The following is a 16,570-nucleotide window of genomic DNA, read 5'->3' as shown; positions in this document are numbered from 1 at the left end:
TCAGTCCGCGGCCGTGACGATCGCGTCCTGATAGCTCGCGATTTCCTCGAGAACCGACTCGCGGTCGTCTTCGGCGACGTCGAATTCGGCGAGCGCGTCGTCGAGGTGAGTCGCGATGGCCTGGAAGTCCGCCGGCGTGATGCCCATGTCCGCGTGAACGGCTTCCATCTCGCCGCCGTCGTACTCGACCGGACCCCCGGTGACCGAACTGATGAACTGGGCCTGGTGTGCGCGCTGTTTCTGCATATCGACGTCGTCGAAGTAACCGGCGACCTGGTCGTCCGCCATGATGCGGTCGTAGAATTCGTCGACGACAGCCGTAATCGCGTCTTCACCGCCGAGTCGCTCGTAGAGGGTGTCTGCCATTCGGTCGAATGGTCGGCCGCCAAGTAATATAAATAGCACCCCGAACGTGTTTCGCAAAAACATTGTGTGTTAATACCAACCAACTGGATCGGAGCCAACGCGGCCGTTCCGTCCCGAAACTCGGTTCCACGCCGGTTCGTGAAATAGCGTGCGCGTTCCCGCGTCGGACAAGCGTGCGCTTTTCATACTCGAGGCACCGACTGCACCCTATGAGAACGCGTGGGACGTTGCGACTGGCGACGAGGGGGTCCACACTCGCCCGACGACAGGCCACCCTGGTACAGGAGGCCCTCGAGGAACGGCGGTACGAGGTCGAACTCGTCACCGTGGAGACGACGGGGGACCAGATCAGAGACGAATTGATCCATCAACTCGGGAAGACCGGCGCGTTCGTCCGCGAACTGGACGAGCGCGTCCTCGACGGGGACCTCGACGCCGCGATCCACTCGATGAAGGACATGCCGACCGAGCAGCCCGCGGAACTCGTGACCGCCGCGGTCCCCGAACGGGGACGGCCCGGCGACGTCCTCGTCACGCCCGACGGGGCGACGCTCGAGGAACTGCCATCGGGCGCGATCGTCGGGACCTCGAGTCTCCGCCGGCGCGCGCAACTGCTCTCCGAGCGCCCGGACCTCGAGGTCGAGCCGCTGCGCGGGAACGTCGACACGCGCCTCGAGAAGTTGCTCGCGCCCGCGCTGCAAGCGGAACACCAGGAGCGCTCGGAGGCGGACAAAGAGCGCAAGGGCAACACCGGCAACGAGGACTTCGAGCCCGAGTACGACTGCACGGTCGACGAGTGGTTCGACGATCTCTCGGAACTCGAGAAGGGCGCGCTCGGCCGCGAGGTCGAGACCGAGTACGACGCCATCGTCCTCGCGGGCGCGGGCCTCGAGCGCAGCGGGCTCGCCCACTACGTCGACTATCAGGAGTTGTCGACGTCGACGTTCGTTCCCGCACCGGGACAGGGGGCGCTCGCGGTGACCGCACCCGACGGGGAGACGGCTCGGGATATTCAGACCCACATCGATCACCCGCGAAGCCGCGTCGAGACGACCGTCGAGCGGACGATCCTGTCGGAACTCGGCGGCGGCTGTATCGCGCCGGTCGGCATCTACGCGATCGTGCAGGGCGAGTACGTCCACACGAACGTCAGCGTCTTCGACCGCGACGGCGAGGAGTCGGTGACCGCCAGCCGGGACCTGCCGGTCGAGACGCACGCCGACGCCGCCCGCTCGTTCGCACGGGACCTCGCGGATCGCGGCGCGGCGGACCTGATCGAGCAGGCCCGAAAGGAGGCCGGCGGCGACGACGGGACCGCCTCCGAGGAAGATAAGCCCGAGGGGAAATAGGGAGCGAGTACCGAATGTCAGACAACGCTATCGACGTCGACCCGGGTACCGTCTACCTCGTCGGCAGCGGACCCGGCGACCCCGACCTCTTGACCGTCAAGGCAACGCGCCTGCTCGAGGCCGCGGACGTCGTCCTCCACGACAAGCTTCCCGGCCCCGAAATCATCGATATGCTCCCCGAGGACCGCCGCGAGGACGTCGGCAAGCGCGCCGGCGGCGAGCGAACGCCACAGTCGGAGATCAACGAGCGGTTGGTCGAACTCGCCCGGGAGGGGAACGCCGTCGTCCGGCTCAAGGGCGGCGACTCCTTCGTCTTCGGTCGCGGCGGCGAGGAGGCCGAGTACCTCGCGGCCCACGACGTACCGTTCGAGGTCGTCCCCGCCGTCACCTCGGCGATCGCCGCGCCCGCGGTGGCCGGCATTCCGGTCACGCACCGCGATCACGCCTCGTCGGTTTCCTTCGTGACCGGCCACGAGGACCCCACGAAGGAAGAATCGGCGGTCGACTGGGACGCCCTGGCCGCGACCGGCGGCACCATCGTCGTCCTGATGGGCGTCGGCCGGCTCCCGGACTACACGGAAGCGCTGCTCGAGGCCGGCATGGCTCCCGAAACGCCGGTCGCGCTGGTCGAGCGGGGCACCTGGCCGGGCCAGCAGGTCGCGACGGGGACCCTCGAGACCATCGTCGACGCCCGTGACGAGGCGGGGATCTCCCCGCCCGCGATAACGGTGATCGGCGATGTCGCCGGCACGCGCGAGTCCATCGTCGACTTCTTGCAAACCGACTACGGAACCGTCGAGGACGAGGCGTAACCGATGAGTCGCTCACCCACAGTCGCCGTCTTCCGCCCCGACGACGAGCGCCTCGAGCGAGCCGCGGCGTTGCTCTCGGACCTCGGTGCCGAGCCGATTCCGGACCCGATGCTGTCCGTCGACGCCACCGACGCGACGCCGCGAACCGATGCCGACTACGTCGTCTTCACCAGCAAGACCGGCGCGGCACTCGTCTCCGAAGCGGGCTGGGAGCCCGACGACGAAACCGTCTGCGCCATCGGCCCCGCAACGGCCGACGCGCTCCGCGAAGAAGGGTACGCGGTCGACCTCGTCCCCGACGAGTTCACCTCGAGCGGGCTCGTTACGGCGCTCGAGAGTCGGGTCGACGGCGCGCGCGTCGAGGTCGCGCGCAGCGACCACGGCAGTTCGGTGTTGCTCGAGGGACTCGACGACGCGGGCGCGTACGTCCACGAAACGATCCTGTATCGGCTCGTTCGGCCCGAAGAAAGCGGCCGCTCGGCCGAATTGGCCGCCGAAGGCGACCTCGACGCCGCCTGTTTCACCTCGTCGCTGACCGTCGAACACTTCCTCGACGCCGCCGCCGAACGAGGGATCCGCGAGGACGCACTCGAGGGACTCGCGAGCGCGACCGTCGGCATGATCGGCAAGCCGACGGCGGAAACGGCGGCCGATCGGGGGATCGAGGTCGACGTGATCCCCGAGGAAGCGACGTTCGATGCGCTCGCTCGAGAGACGGTGGCGGCGATTCGGACACCGTAGCGGTATCCGACGGGCCGTGCGTTCCACTGTGTCTCACTTCTCGAGACCGCGCCCATGACCGCGGCGCGAGCTCTAGAGTCCACACGATCGGGGCGGCGGTGATCTCGTGCGTTCGCTGTGAGCGCACGACCCGAGTACAGAGCCGACCGGGGCGATCCGCGGGTTTATGGGCGAAGCCGACCCACACTCCCTCGATGGCAGGGCCGGTTCCCGAACTCGAGGATCGCGCGAGGACGTGCGCAACGCGACTGTGCGAGGCCGATCGCGTGTTGCTTGCTTCCCACATCGACGCCGACGGGCTCACGAGCGCCGCGATCGCCGCGCAAGCGCTCGAGCGCGCGGGAATTCCGTTCGAAACCGTCTTCGAGAAGCAACTCGACGAGGACGCGGTCGCCGCGATCGCGGCGACCGACTACGAGACCGTTCTCTTTACCGACTTCGGGAGCGGCCAGCTCGACAGCATCGGCGACCACGAGGATGCGGGCGAGTTCACGCCCGTCATCGCCGACCACCACCAGCCCGCCGATCGGGACACCGAGTTCCACCTCAACCCGCTCCTGTTCGGCATCAACGGCGCGTCCGAACTCTCGGGTGCCGGTGCGAGTTACGTCCTCGCGCGGGCGCTGGCCGACGTATCCGACACCGATCCGGAGCCGTCGGTTGCGGCCGATAGAGGGACCCCCACCGCGTCGGGAGCCGCGAACGCCCGCGCCGACAACCGCGACCTCGCCGCCCTCGCGGTCGTCGGTGCCGTCGGGGACATGCAGGCCGCCGGCGGCGAACTCCACGGCGCGAACGAGGGCATCGTCGACGAGGGCGTCGCGGCCGGCGTCCTCGAGACGGGCAAGGACCTCGCGCTGTACGGCAAACAGACCCGGCCGCTCCCGAAACTCCTCGAGTACGCCACGGACGTCCACATCCCCGGCATCTCGAACGACGAGAACGGCGCGCTCCGATTCCTCGACGGGCTCGACCTCGAGTTGAAACGCGACGGCGAGTGGCGGCGCTGGGCCGGATTGACGAACGAGGAAAAACGGACGGTCGCCAGCGCGCTCGTCCGGCGGGCCGTCTCGAGCGGCGTGCCCGCGACGAAGATCGACGGCCTCGTCAGCACGGCCTACGTCCTGTGCGAGGAGCCCGTCGGGACCGAACTCCGGGACGCAAGCGAGTTCTCGACCCTGTTGAACGCGACCGCCCGCTACGAGCGGGCCGACGTCGGGCTGGGCGTCTGTCTCGGCGACCGGGACGGCGCGCTCGAGCGGGCGCGCCAACTGCTGCGGGAGCACCGACGGAACCTCTCGGCGGGCATCGATCTCGTCACGAGCGAGGGGGCGACCCAGGAGGAGCACGTCCAGTGGTTCCACGCGAGCGACGAGATCCGCGAGACCATCGTCGGCATCGTCGCCGGAATGGCGATGGGGAACGCGGGGATCAGCCGCTCGAAGCCGATCATCGCGTTCGCGGAGAAAAACGACGCGGAGGTCAAAGTCTCCGCGCGGGGAACTCACTCCCTCGTTCGGCAAGGGCTCGACCTCTCGGTCGTGATGGGCGAGGCCTCCCGGACCGTCGGGGGCGACGGGGGCGGTCACGATGTCGCAGCAGGGGCCACGGTTCCGAAAGGAAAAGAGGACGCGTTCGTCGAACGTGCCGACGAAATCGTCGGCGAACAACTCTCCTAATCCCGACAGGCGACCGTTTTCCGAACCGAGTCGAAGAACGGAGTCCTGCAAGGAGGCGAGCAACTCGCAGCGGCCGACTCGAGACGCGACTCAGGTCGATCTGTCCATCGAGGCCGGTACCGTCGGTAAGAGCGGCGCGCGCGAGGTGAACATGTAGGCCGTTTTCCGCACCGCGCCTTTCCCGTACTGGACGGCGCTCTTGTGGATCGGCGTCCGCTTCCCGCGGATCTGGGTCCGGCCCTCGAGGATGGCCTCGACGAGATGGGCACCGTCGATGTCGGCTTTCGTCGGGGTTGCCGTGTCGGGTGTCACGACGACCTCGGTGTAGGCTTTGCCGACGTTCGGCAGGTAGTGGGCGTCGCTGGCACCGATCTGTGGATAGTCGCGGCGCTCGGCGAACGTCCGGGCGCGGCGATTGCGGTAGCCGGTAAAGACCATCGAGTTGTAGGTCTCGATCGCGTCGGCGTCCTCGATGGTGCCTTTTCGGACACCGTGTCGGCTGCGCTGGAACGGGTGGGGGACGATCGCCACGCCGCCGAGTTCGCGGACGGTTTCGACGGTCTCCATGAACGGTCGCCCGGAGTCGGGCCGCGTCTCGACGCCGATCGCCAGCAGGTGGCCGTCCTGCGTCGAGACCTCGACACCGGGGATGCCGATCAGCCCGTAATCGGGCGCGAGATCGGCGGCGCGCCGTGATTCCTCGATCTCGTCGTGGTCGGTGATAACGACACCGTCGAGTCCGATATCGGCGGCGTGCTCGAGGATGAGTTCGATCGGTTCGTGCCCGTCGTAGGAGTCGTCGGAGTGGACGTGAAAGTCGATCGCGAACGTGATCTGAGTTGTCATAGGAGCCAGCGGTACACGGGAGCGCTACCACCAATAACGCGTTATCCCGCATAAACACTGTGCTGCCGCCCGCAGCAACGGATCGACCGAGATTCAATATATCGTTATTCGATTTATGCCTCGAATCGTCCGTCTCGGAGAGCCGACGCTCGAGGGCTCGAGACGGGGCCACGCGGTCGAAACCGATCGAGTGGCTGTCCAAAGGGGAAGTGACGACCGAAACCGTCGGGAACCGACGACCCGTCGAAACAGGTCCCGCCGAAAACCGGTTCGACGCCGCACTTCGACGGTGACGCGGGTTCGAGTGTCCGTCACAGTTCGATACTCATCCGCTCGCAGCCTGGGTTCGACGACTGTGGATGGTACGAGAGCGAGTCGCTCGAGAACTGCCGCGCGGGCGAGTTCGAGCGTGTCGATGGAACCCCGTGGACACTCCGAGTTCGTCCGGAAACTCGTCGATCCGGGCCGCGGCCGGCCCGACGAGACCGACCCGTACACTAACCGGAACCAGGCGGCCGGCAGCCGTCTGCCGGAGTCCCTCCACGGGACGGTGGTCGCGTCGGTGAGTACGTCGCTGTCAGCTTCGCCCGGGCCAACATCGGGACGGTATCGTGCGGTGAGTTCGACGGGCACCCGAAGCAACCGCGTCGCCGCCGACGGCTCCGGAGTCGAGTGGGCGATACCACCGTTCCCGCCGCTTCGCGAGGCGCTGGTGGCGTGGCCGTGCTCGAGCGGGCCGCTGCAGTTCGCCCGCCCGTACCGAAGGGACGCCGGTCAGCCACGGGTCGGTGGACGAACCGCTTACGAACGTCGCACCACGATCTACGCCGCGAGTAGCCCCGGAACGGCCGTCAGCGGCGCGCGTGCTCGAGTTCCGGGCCGAGAACGACGGAGCGGATAGACTCTCCACCGGTAGTAAACCAAATAACGCTACATGAAATTCCGGCCGGCGTGCCAGAAGTCGGAGCGGAGCGTGATTAGGCGGGCCTAAAATCCGGTGGACTTATCACAGTTTAGGCTAGCCTAAAGAATGTGCGAGCGGTCCCCGATACCGGTGTGAGCACGATGGCGGCAACCGGACTGCAATCCAGCTCTCGCCGGCGCGAGCGGTCGGGACGGCCGCGACGGAACCCGAATACGACTGGAGGAAACCCATGGTCGGAACGACACTCCGCGACATTCGAACCCACATCGAACGACTGGCCAGCGACGACGGGGAGTACTACGTCGTCTGTGCGCGCTCCGGTGAACGACCCGTCCCGGTCGCCGGGAAGCGGTTCGCGACCCGGACGGACGCGGCCGACGCCGCGCAGGCGACCGAACAGTACCGCGCCGCGCTCCGACGGTACGATCCGCAGTTGCCGTTTTACGATCCGGTCGTCTGTCAGGAACGACCGGCGGACGCGGACACGGAGATGCAGGCGGCCGAAGACCCCCACGATCCCACAGCGCTTGCGAACGGCGAGACCCACGCCACCCCACCGTCGGTCGAACGGGACCCCTGGGACGACAGCCCGCTGATCAGTTTCTGCCACGACGTCTCGGGTGCCGTCTTCGAATCGCTCTCGGCCCGCGACCACGAGGCCGCCGAGCGGGCGATCATGGAAACGTATCTAGCTGCGGCCGAAGCGACGACCGACCGGAACACGCTCTGTCTGGTCTTGCTCGAGACCATGGCATCGGAGCTCGAAGCGCACCTCGAGACGGCCGAACGGATGCAGGTGCTGCGGGCCGCAGCGACGAACCTCTCGCCGGTCGAACCGGCGGCCGATCCGGTGGAAGCGAGCCTCGCCTTTCTGGACTCGCTGTCGCTGATCCGGGAGTACGGCGTGGCGCGGAATTCGACGGGCGGGACCGACGACGTCTGGACCGTCTCCGTGCGGGGCTACGCGATCGAGTGTGGCGAGTCCCGGTTTCCGACGCTGCCGATCGGGATCGATATTCTGCGACGGTCGGGAACGCCGAGCGAACCGCTGGCCGTGACCGACGTCACCGCGCTCGGTGAGGGCGACTGGCAGTTCGTCCTGCGAAGCGATGCGACGGCGAGCGGACTCGTCTGTACGAGGGGTGAGAATCGATGACCGGATCGACCGCCGTTCATCGGGCACTCGACTGTGTCGACGAGGAACGGGCAGCCGTCGAGAAACGGGACGCCGCGTTCGAAGCGTTCGCACGGCGTGTTCGCGAAGTCCCGGCGAAGAGTCCCGCGGCTGCCCGATCCCAGCAAGCGGTCGCAGCGACGCCGACGATGGCGACGACGGTTCAGACCGGGCGATCGACCGCGACGGGCGATCGCTGTGTCACCGTTCGGGAGGCGTTCGCCGAAACCGTCCGTCCCCACAGTATCGCCGACTGCGAGACGGACGAGTCGCTCACCGAGACGATCGCCGCGGAACTGAGCGAGGACATCGCCGTCGCGCTCGCATCGGAAACGGGCTGGACGCCGCCGCTCAAACGGGCCGTCCTCGAGACGGTCGAGACCAGGCGAACGGAAGTAGACGTCGTCCAACAGACCCTCCGGAACGAGCGGGAGACGCTCGAGGACGCCCTCGACGAGATCGACGAAATCCTTGCGTGGCTCCAGTCGATGGCCGACGAGTCGCTCCTCCAGCGTGACTTCGAGACGTTACGGGAGAACCACGATCGACTCGCGGCCTATCGGGATCGACTCGAGACGCTCACGGCGGACCGGCAGGCGCAGTTTACCCGCTCGACGAACCGCTACGGACCGGGCGGGACCCGGTATCGAACGCTGGTCGAATCCGTCTACTCGGACTGTTCGGTCCGATACCCGCTGCTCTCGAGCGCGACGCGGCTGTACGGGATCTGCGGTGACTGCCAGCGGACGGTTCGAGCGCACCTGACGCGGCGCGTGTAGGCCGACGGGACGCGACCGCGAACCTGGCGGCTACTCGGAGGACGCGGGTAGCCCGCTCGGCACGAGATCGGAGAGCGAGACGCTATGGAGGACCTCACGGACCGCGAACGGGTCGTCCGCCGCCGAGACCGTGTCGTGAATCCGGTGCATACACTCGAGCAATCCGTCGACGGCGGCTCGCTGCGTCGAGACGCGGCCGATCGACTCCGAGATCACGCGGTCCGCGAGGAAATACCGATAGCGAAGCTCCCAACACCGACAGAGACCGAGTCCCGGATGCGACCGGTCGGCCGCGGTGACCTCCGCGATCAGTTCGATCGGGGGACGGCTGTGCCGATAGGTGAACCGTTCGTCACGGCGTTCGGCGAGTCCCCATCTCGGCGGAAGTGCCTCCGACGGGATGGGGTCCTGTGCAGCGGCCATGTACGTTCGATGTCGCCCAGACTGGGGGTGTCCGTTCCGCTTGCGAGCGCGTGGTCCTATATACCGTTCCCTTACTACGGCAGCGACCTGTCACGTTTTCGGGGCGGCACGGTCGGTCCGCGACGCGAGCGTGGTTCGGTGCGGTCGATCCGGACCGCGACGTGCCCGCGAGGCGAGGGGGATCGTCCGACTTTTGTCTCCGCCAACGCTGGACTAGGGTATGGCCGACTTCGATCCCGAGAAGTTCGAAGACAAGTACGCCAACTACTTCCCCGAACTCCAGCAGGCGTACAAAAACGCGTTCAACCGGATGAACGACCGCTACGACTCCCAACTCGTCCACGCGATCGACCAGGAGGTGTTAAACGAGAGCGAACCGTTCTACGAGGGTAACGGCGAGTTCCGCGTCGAGCTCCCCGACGGGCCCTACGAGCGACTCTCGGGCGTGCTCGTGGAAGAAGAGCGATTCGACGACGTTCTGGAGACACACGTCGAGGAGATCGAGACCGAACTCCGGCGAGTATTCGGGTTCAATTAGGGGGTTACCCGTCGTCGACGCCGGCAGGCGAACATGGAGGACGGAAGGTTTAGGGGGGCTGATACCCAAGGGATTTCCATGAGCACCGAGACCCAGAACGACGGGGACGACCTCGAGGACCGCGTGACGAACTTCCTGCGACGAAACTTCCCGCAGATCCAGATGCACGGCGGCAGCGCAGCGATTCAGGACATCGACCGCGAAAGCGGCGAAGTCAGCATCGCCCTCGGTGGTGCCTGCAGTGGCTGTGGTATCTCGCCGATGACGATCCAGGCGATCAAGAGCCGGATGGTCAAGGAGATTCCCGAAATCGAAAAGGTCAACGCGTCCACCGGCATGGACGGCGGCGACGAGGAGATGGGCGGCATGAGTCCCTCCTTCCCCGGCGAGACCGTCGACGACGACGGCGGCAACGCCGACGAAGGACCGGAAGCACCGTTCTAACGCATCCTCGTCCGGCGGAGGTCGAACACCGATTCGATGGGTTTGCTATCGTGACCGCAGAGCCTCGGCTCCGTAATCCGTCGGCATAGTCGGGGAGTTCTCCGAGAAGAGCGGCCGTGGACGGTCCTCATCGCACGTCGCGCCCGCGCTCCCAGGCCCTGACCAGTGTCGTGAGCGTCCGGTTCGTCGGCACCTCGATCCCCAACTCGGCCGCTCGATCGACGACGTGGCCGTTGATCGCGTCAATCTCGGTGCGGCGTTCGGCGAGAACGTCCTGGCGCATCGAGGACGTGTTCGTGGCCGTCGCCGAAGCGACGGCTTCCATCGCGGACTGTGCCTCACGGTTCGAGAGGGGGACAGCACAGGCTCGGGCGACGCGGGCCGTCTCTCGGACGGCCGCCCGCGAGAGGACATCGGCCGGGTCCTCGAGCACGGCCCCGTTTTCCGTCGCGGTCAGGGCCGTGATCGGGTTAATGCCGGCGTTGACCGCGAGTTTCTCCCACAGGCGTCGGGGCATATCCTCGGCGACGGTCGTCTCGAGACCCGCCGCCGCGAACGCCTCGCCGAGTCGGGCCGCAAGCGCCGACGGCCCGCCCGCTCGCGCACCGAAAACGACCTCGCCGACGCCGGTACAGTCGACGACGCCCGGCTCCCGTAGGACCGCCCCATAGGTCGCCGTCCCGGCGAGAACCGGGACCTCGAGCCGCGCCGCAAGCGTCGCTTCGTTTCCCATGCCGTTCTGGAGCGAGAGAACGCCGTCGAACGTTCCCGTCGCGAGCCGTTCGGCAGCCGCGACAGTATCGAACGACTTGACCGTCACGACGGCCAGATCCGCCTCGAGTCCCGTTCCATCGGTCGTCGCCGCCGGGAACACGCGTTCGGGGGCGTCCGCTACCGCCCCCTCGAGACGCAGTCCCGACCCGCTGACGGCGCGGGCGTGGGCCTCGCGAGCGACGAGCGTAACGTCGTGCTCGCGGGCGAGCAGCCCGCCGACGAGACTGCCGAGGCTGCCGGCACCGAAAACGACGATTTCCATGGCTCGAGGTGGTGCGAGCGCGATGATAACGGTTACTGTCGGCGGCCGTGCTCGAGACGTCAAAAGAGCCGCCCGTGGAGATGACGGCGGAGCGCGACCGAACGCGACCGTCCGTCGAATCCGAACGGGCTGTTCGGGCGAGTCGCGGTCAGTGCGCACAGCACCGACTGGGGTCGTTCACGGGCGGATGGACCGCCGCCGCCGTGCGATCGAATGCGAAGCGACGATCAGTGGTGTCGATCGTCGCGACGAAGTGCCAGCACGGCTGCGAGCAGCGCGCCGATCGTAACGGCGATGCCAAAGCCCGGCATCCCGTCGTCGTCGCTGATCTCGTTGGACGCTTCGTCGCTGGTATCGTCGGCCGTATCGTCACCGCTGTCGTCGGACGTGCCGTCGCTGCTCTCGTCGACCGTGTCGTCGGATTGCCCGTCATCCGAGTTCTCGTCGTCCGGCCCACCGTCAGCAACGGTTTCGGGTTCCGCGGTGAGCCGAATATCCGCTCTGTCGGTGCTGTCGCCGTCGTCGGTTTCGACGGTATAGGTACCGGGTTCGATACCCTCGGTGTCCAGTGTGACGTTCCAGCGACCGTCAGCCCCCCACTGCTCGGCCGACGTGAGGTCGAACTGCGTGGCGGACGGGCCTTCGGTGACCTCCACCGTGATGGTGTTATCGTCGGGCTGGCGGTTCGTGACGCCCGTAACGGTCATCGTTTCTCCGGTGACGACCGTGCCCTCGCCGGCGCTGGCGCTCGAGACGTTCTCGATCGTGGTCTGTGGGTCGGTGTATCGGAACTGGAACAAACGGGAGATGTCGTCGCTCCCGGAGTCCTGCGTCGTTTCGCTCGCGATTCGTTCCATGACCTGCTGTTGGGACGTGGACCCCTCGTTGAGCTGCTTGTACATGCTCACGAACTGTTGTTCGACGGTGCCGCCGTCGACGCTGTCGACCGACCCGTCCCCGGGAACGTTGTCACGGCCCTTCGAGTAGACACTCATATAGACTGTCCCCTGACTGATACTGGTATCAGTGCCAAGCTGGGGCCCGAGGTTGTTCCCGACCTGAATGTCTTCTTCCTCGAACACGTACTCCGAGTCGGTCGAGATCGGTATCCGGTCGTACGTCCCGCGCGGGCCGTAGAAGGACACGTATACCGAATCCTGGCCAGGAGCGGTCCCGCGGATCGAAAGCGTCTCCCCGTCGGCGACTTGGCCGTCGATAATACTGACGTGATCGACGGTCAACTCGCCCTCGACGACGCGCAGCGACGAGGTGGTACTAGTCCCCTGATTGAAGTCCGACGTGGAGATGGTGTTATCGTCGTCCATCACCTCGTCGGCATCCGACTGGTCGATGACGCCGAAGCGATACGTACCGGGCAGACTGAGGCTGTCGGAACCGGCCCCGCCGTCCCTGGAGAGCACGTAATCCTCCTCTTCGAAGGTACCGTCGGAGTCGACGACGATCCCCTGCTCGACGAGTTCCCAGTCGGCGTTATCGCGGACGAAGACCGCGACTTCGTCGGACCCGTCCGCGGTACCGTTGATATCGATTTCGGACCCGATGACGTAGGAACTAGCCGGATTCTCGATCGCGATGTCGCCTCCCGAAACGTCGAGCGAGACGTCATCGATGGAGTCTGTACCGTCATCGACATCGGCAGCATCCACGCCGGTGTCGTAGACGTCTACGTCAACGGAGCTGTCGTCAAGGTACTGGGTTTCGATCTGACCGACGGCCGTCGTGCCGTCGATCCCGACTTTGGCCCACGCGAAGTCGATGTTCTCAGTGTCGTCGCTATCGGGATAGACGCCGACCGCTTCCGTATCGTCGACGTTCCGGAAGACGCGCTCGGCGTTGTCGGCAGTGACACCGTCGCGGAATTCGGAGCGTTCGATCGCAACGAGATGCGTGTCGCCATCGCTTCCCCCGCTGACGGTGTACTCGACGTTGTCGCCACGAACGGCACTGTCGGTGTCGACCTCGAGACCGAGATCGGCATCGGTCCGCAACTCGACCGTCGCGGTTTCGACCGCATCGCCGGAGTCGAGGTTCCCGGCACCCTGTGCGGTGACCGTGTATTCGCCGGCGTCCTCGGTAGAGAGGTCCAGACCGACGCTGCCGCCGGTTTCCTCGATCGTATTGTCATCGATGACCTGATTCGTGATGTCAGTACCGCTCTCATCTTCGACGGAGATGTCGATGTATTCCGCGTCGCCGAAGGTGTACTCCACGGTAACGTTCATGTTATCGGCGTCTCCGGTCGAGATACTCGAGCCGTCAACGGCGTTGACGCTGCCGTCGTCGTACACGTTGTTGATCGTGAGGTCGGTCACGCGCGGGGAGGTGACAGTCACAGTGTTCCCGTCACCGTCCCCGTACGTGCCGGTGGGCTGCGTATCCGGAACGGGGGGCTCGAGCTGTTCGCCCTCGGCACCGCCGTTCTCCACACCGTTCAGCGTGTCTCGGGTGAAGTCATCGGAAAACTCGAAGTCGTCTTCGCCCTGATAGACGATGTCTCCGGGGGAGACCGTCTGATCATCGTGATATCTCGCGTTCTGTGCAGCCGTTGCCCCGCCGACGAACGCTGCGGACATCGCAACGACGGAGAGTACCATCATCGCAGTGAGGAGCACTGCCCGCCCCTTCTCGTGGACAGTTGCCGCGTCAGTGTCGCTCATCATTAGATTCCAGCACTGGGTTTCCTGCCCGTATTTCGCCTCGTGTTGAACGGCCTCGATCGGGTTGGTTGCGACCCGAACTCCCTGCCCCTGGCAAGCACGAACGTGCGTGCCCGATCGGTTTCACTCGGTAGCTCGGCAACAATTGCGCCTTTGTTTGATAATAGTTCACTCATAGCGAACCGTTTTCGCAGTGTGTAACGATTGTTAATAAGACTATCGATTTACACAACCAATATTTATGAAGAAAAACGGACGCGGACGGTGTGCCTCGAGGAACCGATCGCCCATCCGTAACTCGGCCAGTGTCGGGCAATACGTTCGGAGGAGGACACACGCGCGGGAGAGGTATCGATACGGTCCAGTCGAGATGCGAACGGACGGTACTCGTCACATCGCTACTGGATTTCCCGCCTCTCGACGGTGACGACGGGACGACGACTCTCACTACTGCGGCCTCAATCGAAAAACGACTCGGGCGTCAATGAGGGGCGAGATTTCAGTGTCATCGAAAGGGGAGGGATCACTGAAACGGTTCGGCCGTCCCTTAATCTTCGGTCCAATAGTACAACTCCTCCCGATCGGCACCGCAGGAAGGACACGCGTCGGGGATGTCCTGGTCGAGTCGACCCAGTTCGCCACACTCCCAGCAACGCCACAGCAGTTCGGCCTCGCCGAAGGCCTGCCCAGATCTGACGTGTTCGACGCTCATCCCTTCGATGCCGTCCCGGAGCGTGATGTAGAGTCCGTTTTCGTCGATTCCGCGAACCTGTCCGATTTCCGTACCATCCTCGGCGTAGACCGTCGTCCCGAACGCCAGTCGCGGCTGTTCTTTATCCATGTGAGCCACCGTCATGGATCTACGCCACGGGCAGGAATAAATCCTGACGTGCTATATAGAACCCTCAGGTGTCGACAGCGATCCCTCGAGTGATAGCCTCGAGTCAGTCCTCGGTCCAGTACATCAGATCCTCCCGTTCGGTGTTGCAGTTCGGACACTCGTCGGGCAGGCCCTCGTCGATTTCGCCCATCTCGCCACACTCCATACATCGCCACATCAGATGCGCCTCACCGAACTCGTGGCCCGAACGGGCGTGGTCGACGCTCATCGCTTCGGCTCCCTCGCGGGTCGTGACGAAGAATCCACCCCGCTCGAATCCCCGAATGCGACCGAGTCGGTTGCCGTCCTCGTCGTAGACCGATTGCCCGAAATTGAGGTTCTCTATCTCCTCGACGGCCGCATCGTCCCCTTCCGTCGCCGGCGTCTCGCCAGTGTCGACCATGACCGGGCTACATCCGCGACGGGAATAAAGTCACAGCGCGCATTGTGCGAGCGGTCGCTCGAGGCCGTGGATGTCGCTGTGAGCGCGAAACGACGATAGCCACGGCACAACAGCCATGTTAGGAACGAACACGGTAATAGAAAGTAATATATCGTCCTGGGATAGAGGGGAGAGGTATGATACCTACCCACACATACAACTCTCCTGCCACTGACTCTTCGGCCGGAAAACGATTCCCCGAGTTACGGGGGATGGGGGAGCCGTCGTTCGATACCACCGGGAGGAAACGTAACGAGGTGGGACGGTCGGGAGACCGAAATTGCTCATTGTGGCCACTAGGCACGGCTAGCAGGCCAAATCCGACTGCTAATACGGCCTCGGTCCTTCCCCCCTGTGACGTGATTCGATCATGAGCGGCACCGGCGTCGCCACCATCGGCGACTGTCGAATCGCCTACCGACGTGCGGGAACGAGCGGGCCGCCGATCGTCCTCTGTCACGGCGCGGGGATCGACGACGCGACCGTCTCGTGGCGACACGCGATCGACGCACTCGCGGCCGACTACCGCGTCTACGCGCTCGATTGGCCCGGATACGGGAACAGTACGGGCGACGTCGATCACACCGTCGAGACCTACGTCGACGTTCTCGAGGGCTTCCTCGAGACGCTCCCCTTCGACCGCGTCTCGCTGGCCGGTATTTCGATGGGCGGCGGGGTCGCGCTCGGCTACGCACTGGACAACCCCGACCGCGTCGAGCGGTTGGCGCTCGTCGACAGCTACGGACTGGGCGGCAAACTCCCGAGTGCGCTCCAGTGGAAGGTGCTGTCACGGGTACCCGGCGCGACTGAGTTCGGAAAGATCGCAGCCAGTACCTCCACCAAGAGCGTCCGCATGGTTCTCGATAGCCTCGTCGCGGACGCCGACCGACTGCCCGATCGTTTCGTCGACGACATCAGGCGGAAACTGATGGAACCGGGCTCAATACGGGCCTTCGAGGAGTTCCAGAACAACGAACTCTCCTTCAACGGCCGCGTCGCGACGAACTTCGTCGGCGACCTCGAGTCCCTGTCGGTCCCGACGCTGCTGATCCACGGCCGGGACGATCCGCTGGTTCCCGTCGAGTGGTCGAAGCGAGCAGCGACCCTGATCCCGGACGCCGAACTGACCCTCGTCGACGACTGCGGCCACTGGACGCCGCGAGAACGACCCGACCGGTTCAACGAGCACCTCCGGAACTGGCTGCCGGACCCACACCACGCGCCGGAACCGCAGTACACCAAGGAGGGGATGCCCGGGGTGACGCGCGCCAGCGGCGATTGAGTTCGACGTATTCGTGTTTCGTTTCGGCCGGGAGTGCGTCTCGAGCAGACGCGAGAGACGCAGAACCCGGGGAAGGGCAGGCATCTACCCGATCACCACCGCGAGCGAACCCGAAGGGTGAGCGAGCGGGCCGACGACTGATGTGAGCGAGCAGCGCGAGCGAACGGAAGGAGGAG

The 16,570-nt window shown here is 65.4% G+C and carries 16 protein-coding genes; 9 read left to right on the top strand and 7 right to left on the bottom strand.

Going from position 1 to position 16,570, the window contains the following annotated elements; genetic code table 11:
- On the bottom strand, positions 1–366 hold the full coding sequence (locus ALTAJ2_RS10830) for a group I truncated hemoglobin (protein ID WP_007110124.1): 366 nt from the start codon (positions 364–366) through the stop codon (positions 1–3).
- Positions 367–575: 209 nt separating this feature from the next.
- Between ALTAJ2_RS10830 and hemC the strand changes: the two genes are divergently transcribed.
- The 4 genes from hemC (at position 576) to ALTAJ2_RS10810 (ending at position 4,947) form a co-directional block, all read left to right on the top strand.
- Entirely contained in the window at positions 576–1,715 is a 1,140-nt protein-coding gene (gene hemC / locus ALTAJ2_RS10825; RefSeq protein ID WP_007110123.1) for a hydroxymethylbilane synthase, read from the top strand.
- Positions 1,716–1,729: 14 nt separating this feature from the next.
- The gene (cobA, locus tag ALTAJ2_RS10820) at positions 1,730–2,527 is read left to right on the top strand and encodes a uroporphyrinogen-III C-methyltransferase (protein WP_007110122.1); all 798 of its coding nucleotides are present in this window, start codon (positions 1,730–1,732) and stop codon (positions 2,525–2,527) included.
- Between the two features lie 3 nt (positions 2,528–2,530).
- A complete protein-coding gene (locus ALTAJ2_RS10815) occupies positions 2,531–3,268 on the top strand; it encodes a uroporphyrinogen-III synthase (RefSeq protein ID WP_007110121.1) in 738 nt (245 codons plus the stop codon).
- A gap of 194 nt (positions 3,269–3,462) precedes the next feature.
- Positions 3,463–4,947 carry a DHH family phosphoesterase gene (locus tag ALTAJ2_RS10810; RefSeq protein WP_007110120.1) on the top strand — a complete coding sequence of 495 codons (1,485 nt, stop codon included), beginning with the start codon at positions 3,463–3,465 and terminating at the stop codon, positions 4,945–4,947.
- A gap of 90 nt (positions 4,948–5,037) precedes the next feature.
- On the opposite strand, the gene ALTAJ2_RS10805 is transcribed toward ALTAJ2_RS10810, so the two are convergent.
- A complete protein-coding gene (locus ALTAJ2_RS10805) occupies positions 5,038–5,793 on the bottom strand; it encodes a PHP-associated domain-containing protein (RefSeq protein WP_007110119.1) in 756 nt (251 codons plus the stop codon).
- Positions 5,794–6,947: 1,154 nt separating this feature from the next.
- On the opposite strand from ALTAJ2_RS10805, the gene ALTAJ2_RS10795 reads away from it, so the two are divergent.
- Both ALTAJ2_RS10795 and ALTAJ2_RS10790 read left to right on the top strand, forming a co-directional pair.
- Positions 6,948–7,874, top strand: coding sequence for a DUF7551 domain-containing protein (locus ALTAJ2_RS10795; RefSeq protein ID WP_007110117.1), 927 nt, complete (start codon positions 6,948–6,950; stop codon positions 7,872–7,874).
- A complete protein-coding gene (locus tag ALTAJ2_RS10790; protein WP_007110116.1) occupies positions 7,871–8,671 on the top strand; it encodes a DUF7260 family protein in 801 nt (266 codons plus the stop codon). Before ALTAJ2_RS10795 ends, ALTAJ2_RS10790 begins: the two co-directional genes overlap by 4 nt.
- A 30-nt stretch (positions 8,672–8,701) precedes the next feature.
- Here ALTAJ2_RS10790 and ALTAJ2_RS10785 read toward each other — a convergent pair whose 3' ends face one another.
- The gene (locus ALTAJ2_RS10785; RefSeq protein ID WP_007110115.1) at positions 8,702–9,094 is read right to left on the bottom strand and encodes a hypothetical protein; all 393 of its coding nucleotides are present in this window, start codon (positions 9,092–9,094) and stop codon (positions 8,702–8,704) included.
- 220 nt (positions 9,095–9,314) lie between these two features.
- Here ALTAJ2_RS10785 and ALTAJ2_RS10780 point away from each other — a divergent pair, with 220 nt between their 5' ends.
- A complete protein-coding gene (locus ALTAJ2_RS10780; RefSeq protein WP_007110114.1) occupies positions 9,315–9,632 on the top strand; it encodes a DUF5783 family protein in 318 nt (105 codons plus the stop codon).
- Positions 9,633–9,710: 78 nt separating this feature from the next.
- A complete protein-coding gene (locus ALTAJ2_RS10775; protein WP_006184928.1) occupies positions 9,711–10,076 on the top strand; it encodes a NifU family protein in 366 nt (121 codons plus the stop codon).
- A 127-nt stretch (positions 10,077–10,203) separates the two neighbouring features.
- Here ALTAJ2_RS10775 and ALTAJ2_RS10770 read toward each other — a convergent pair whose 3' ends face one another.
- The 4 genes from ALTAJ2_RS10770 to ALTAJ2_RS10755 form a co-directional block, all read right to left on the bottom strand.
- A complete protein-coding gene (locus ALTAJ2_RS10770; protein ID WP_007110113.1) occupies positions 10,204–11,112 on the bottom strand; it encodes a ketopantoate reductase family protein in 909 nt (302 codons plus the stop codon).
- 227 nt (positions 11,113–11,339) lie between these two features.
- Positions 11,340–13,793 carry an HVO_2072 family ArtA-dependent S-layer glycoprotein gene (gene csg / locus ALTAJ2_RS10765; protein WP_007110112.1) on the bottom strand — a complete coding sequence of 818 codons (2,454 nt, stop codon included), beginning with the start codon at positions 13,791–13,793 and terminating at the stop codon, positions 11,340–11,342.
- A 544-nt stretch (positions 13,794–14,337) separates the two neighbouring features.
- Positions 14,338–14,631: a DUF7130 family rubredoxin-like protein gene (locus ALTAJ2_RS10760; RefSeq protein ID WP_007110111.1), complete on the bottom strand. Its 294-nt coding sequence runs from the start codon at positions 14,629–14,631 to the stop codon at positions 14,338–14,340.
- A gap of 103 nt (positions 14,632–14,734) precedes the next feature.
- On the bottom strand, positions 14,735–15,073 hold the full coding sequence (locus ALTAJ2_RS10755; RefSeq protein ID WP_007110110.1) for a DUF7130 family rubredoxin-like protein: 339 nt from the start codon (positions 15,071–15,073) through the stop codon (positions 14,735–14,737).
- 409 nt (positions 15,074–15,482) lie between these two features.
- Here ALTAJ2_RS10755 and ALTAJ2_RS10750 point away from each other — a divergent pair, with 409 nt between their 5' ends.
- Positions 15,483–16,394, top strand: a complete 912-nt coding sequence (locus ALTAJ2_RS10750) for an alpha/beta fold hydrolase (RefSeq protein ID WP_007110109.1) — start codon at positions 15,483–15,485, stop codon at positions 16,392–16,394.
- Positions 16,395–16,570: the final 176 nt, after the last annotated feature.

It is taken from the genome of Natrinema altunense (genome assembly GCF_000731985.1).
GTDB classification, from domain to species: domain Archaea; phylum Halobacteriota; class Halobacteria; order Halobacteriales; family Natrialbaceae; genus Natrinema; species Natrinema altunense.
Note: the sequence above shows the minus strand (reverse complement) of the source record. Positions and strands in the feature narration are given on the sequence as shown.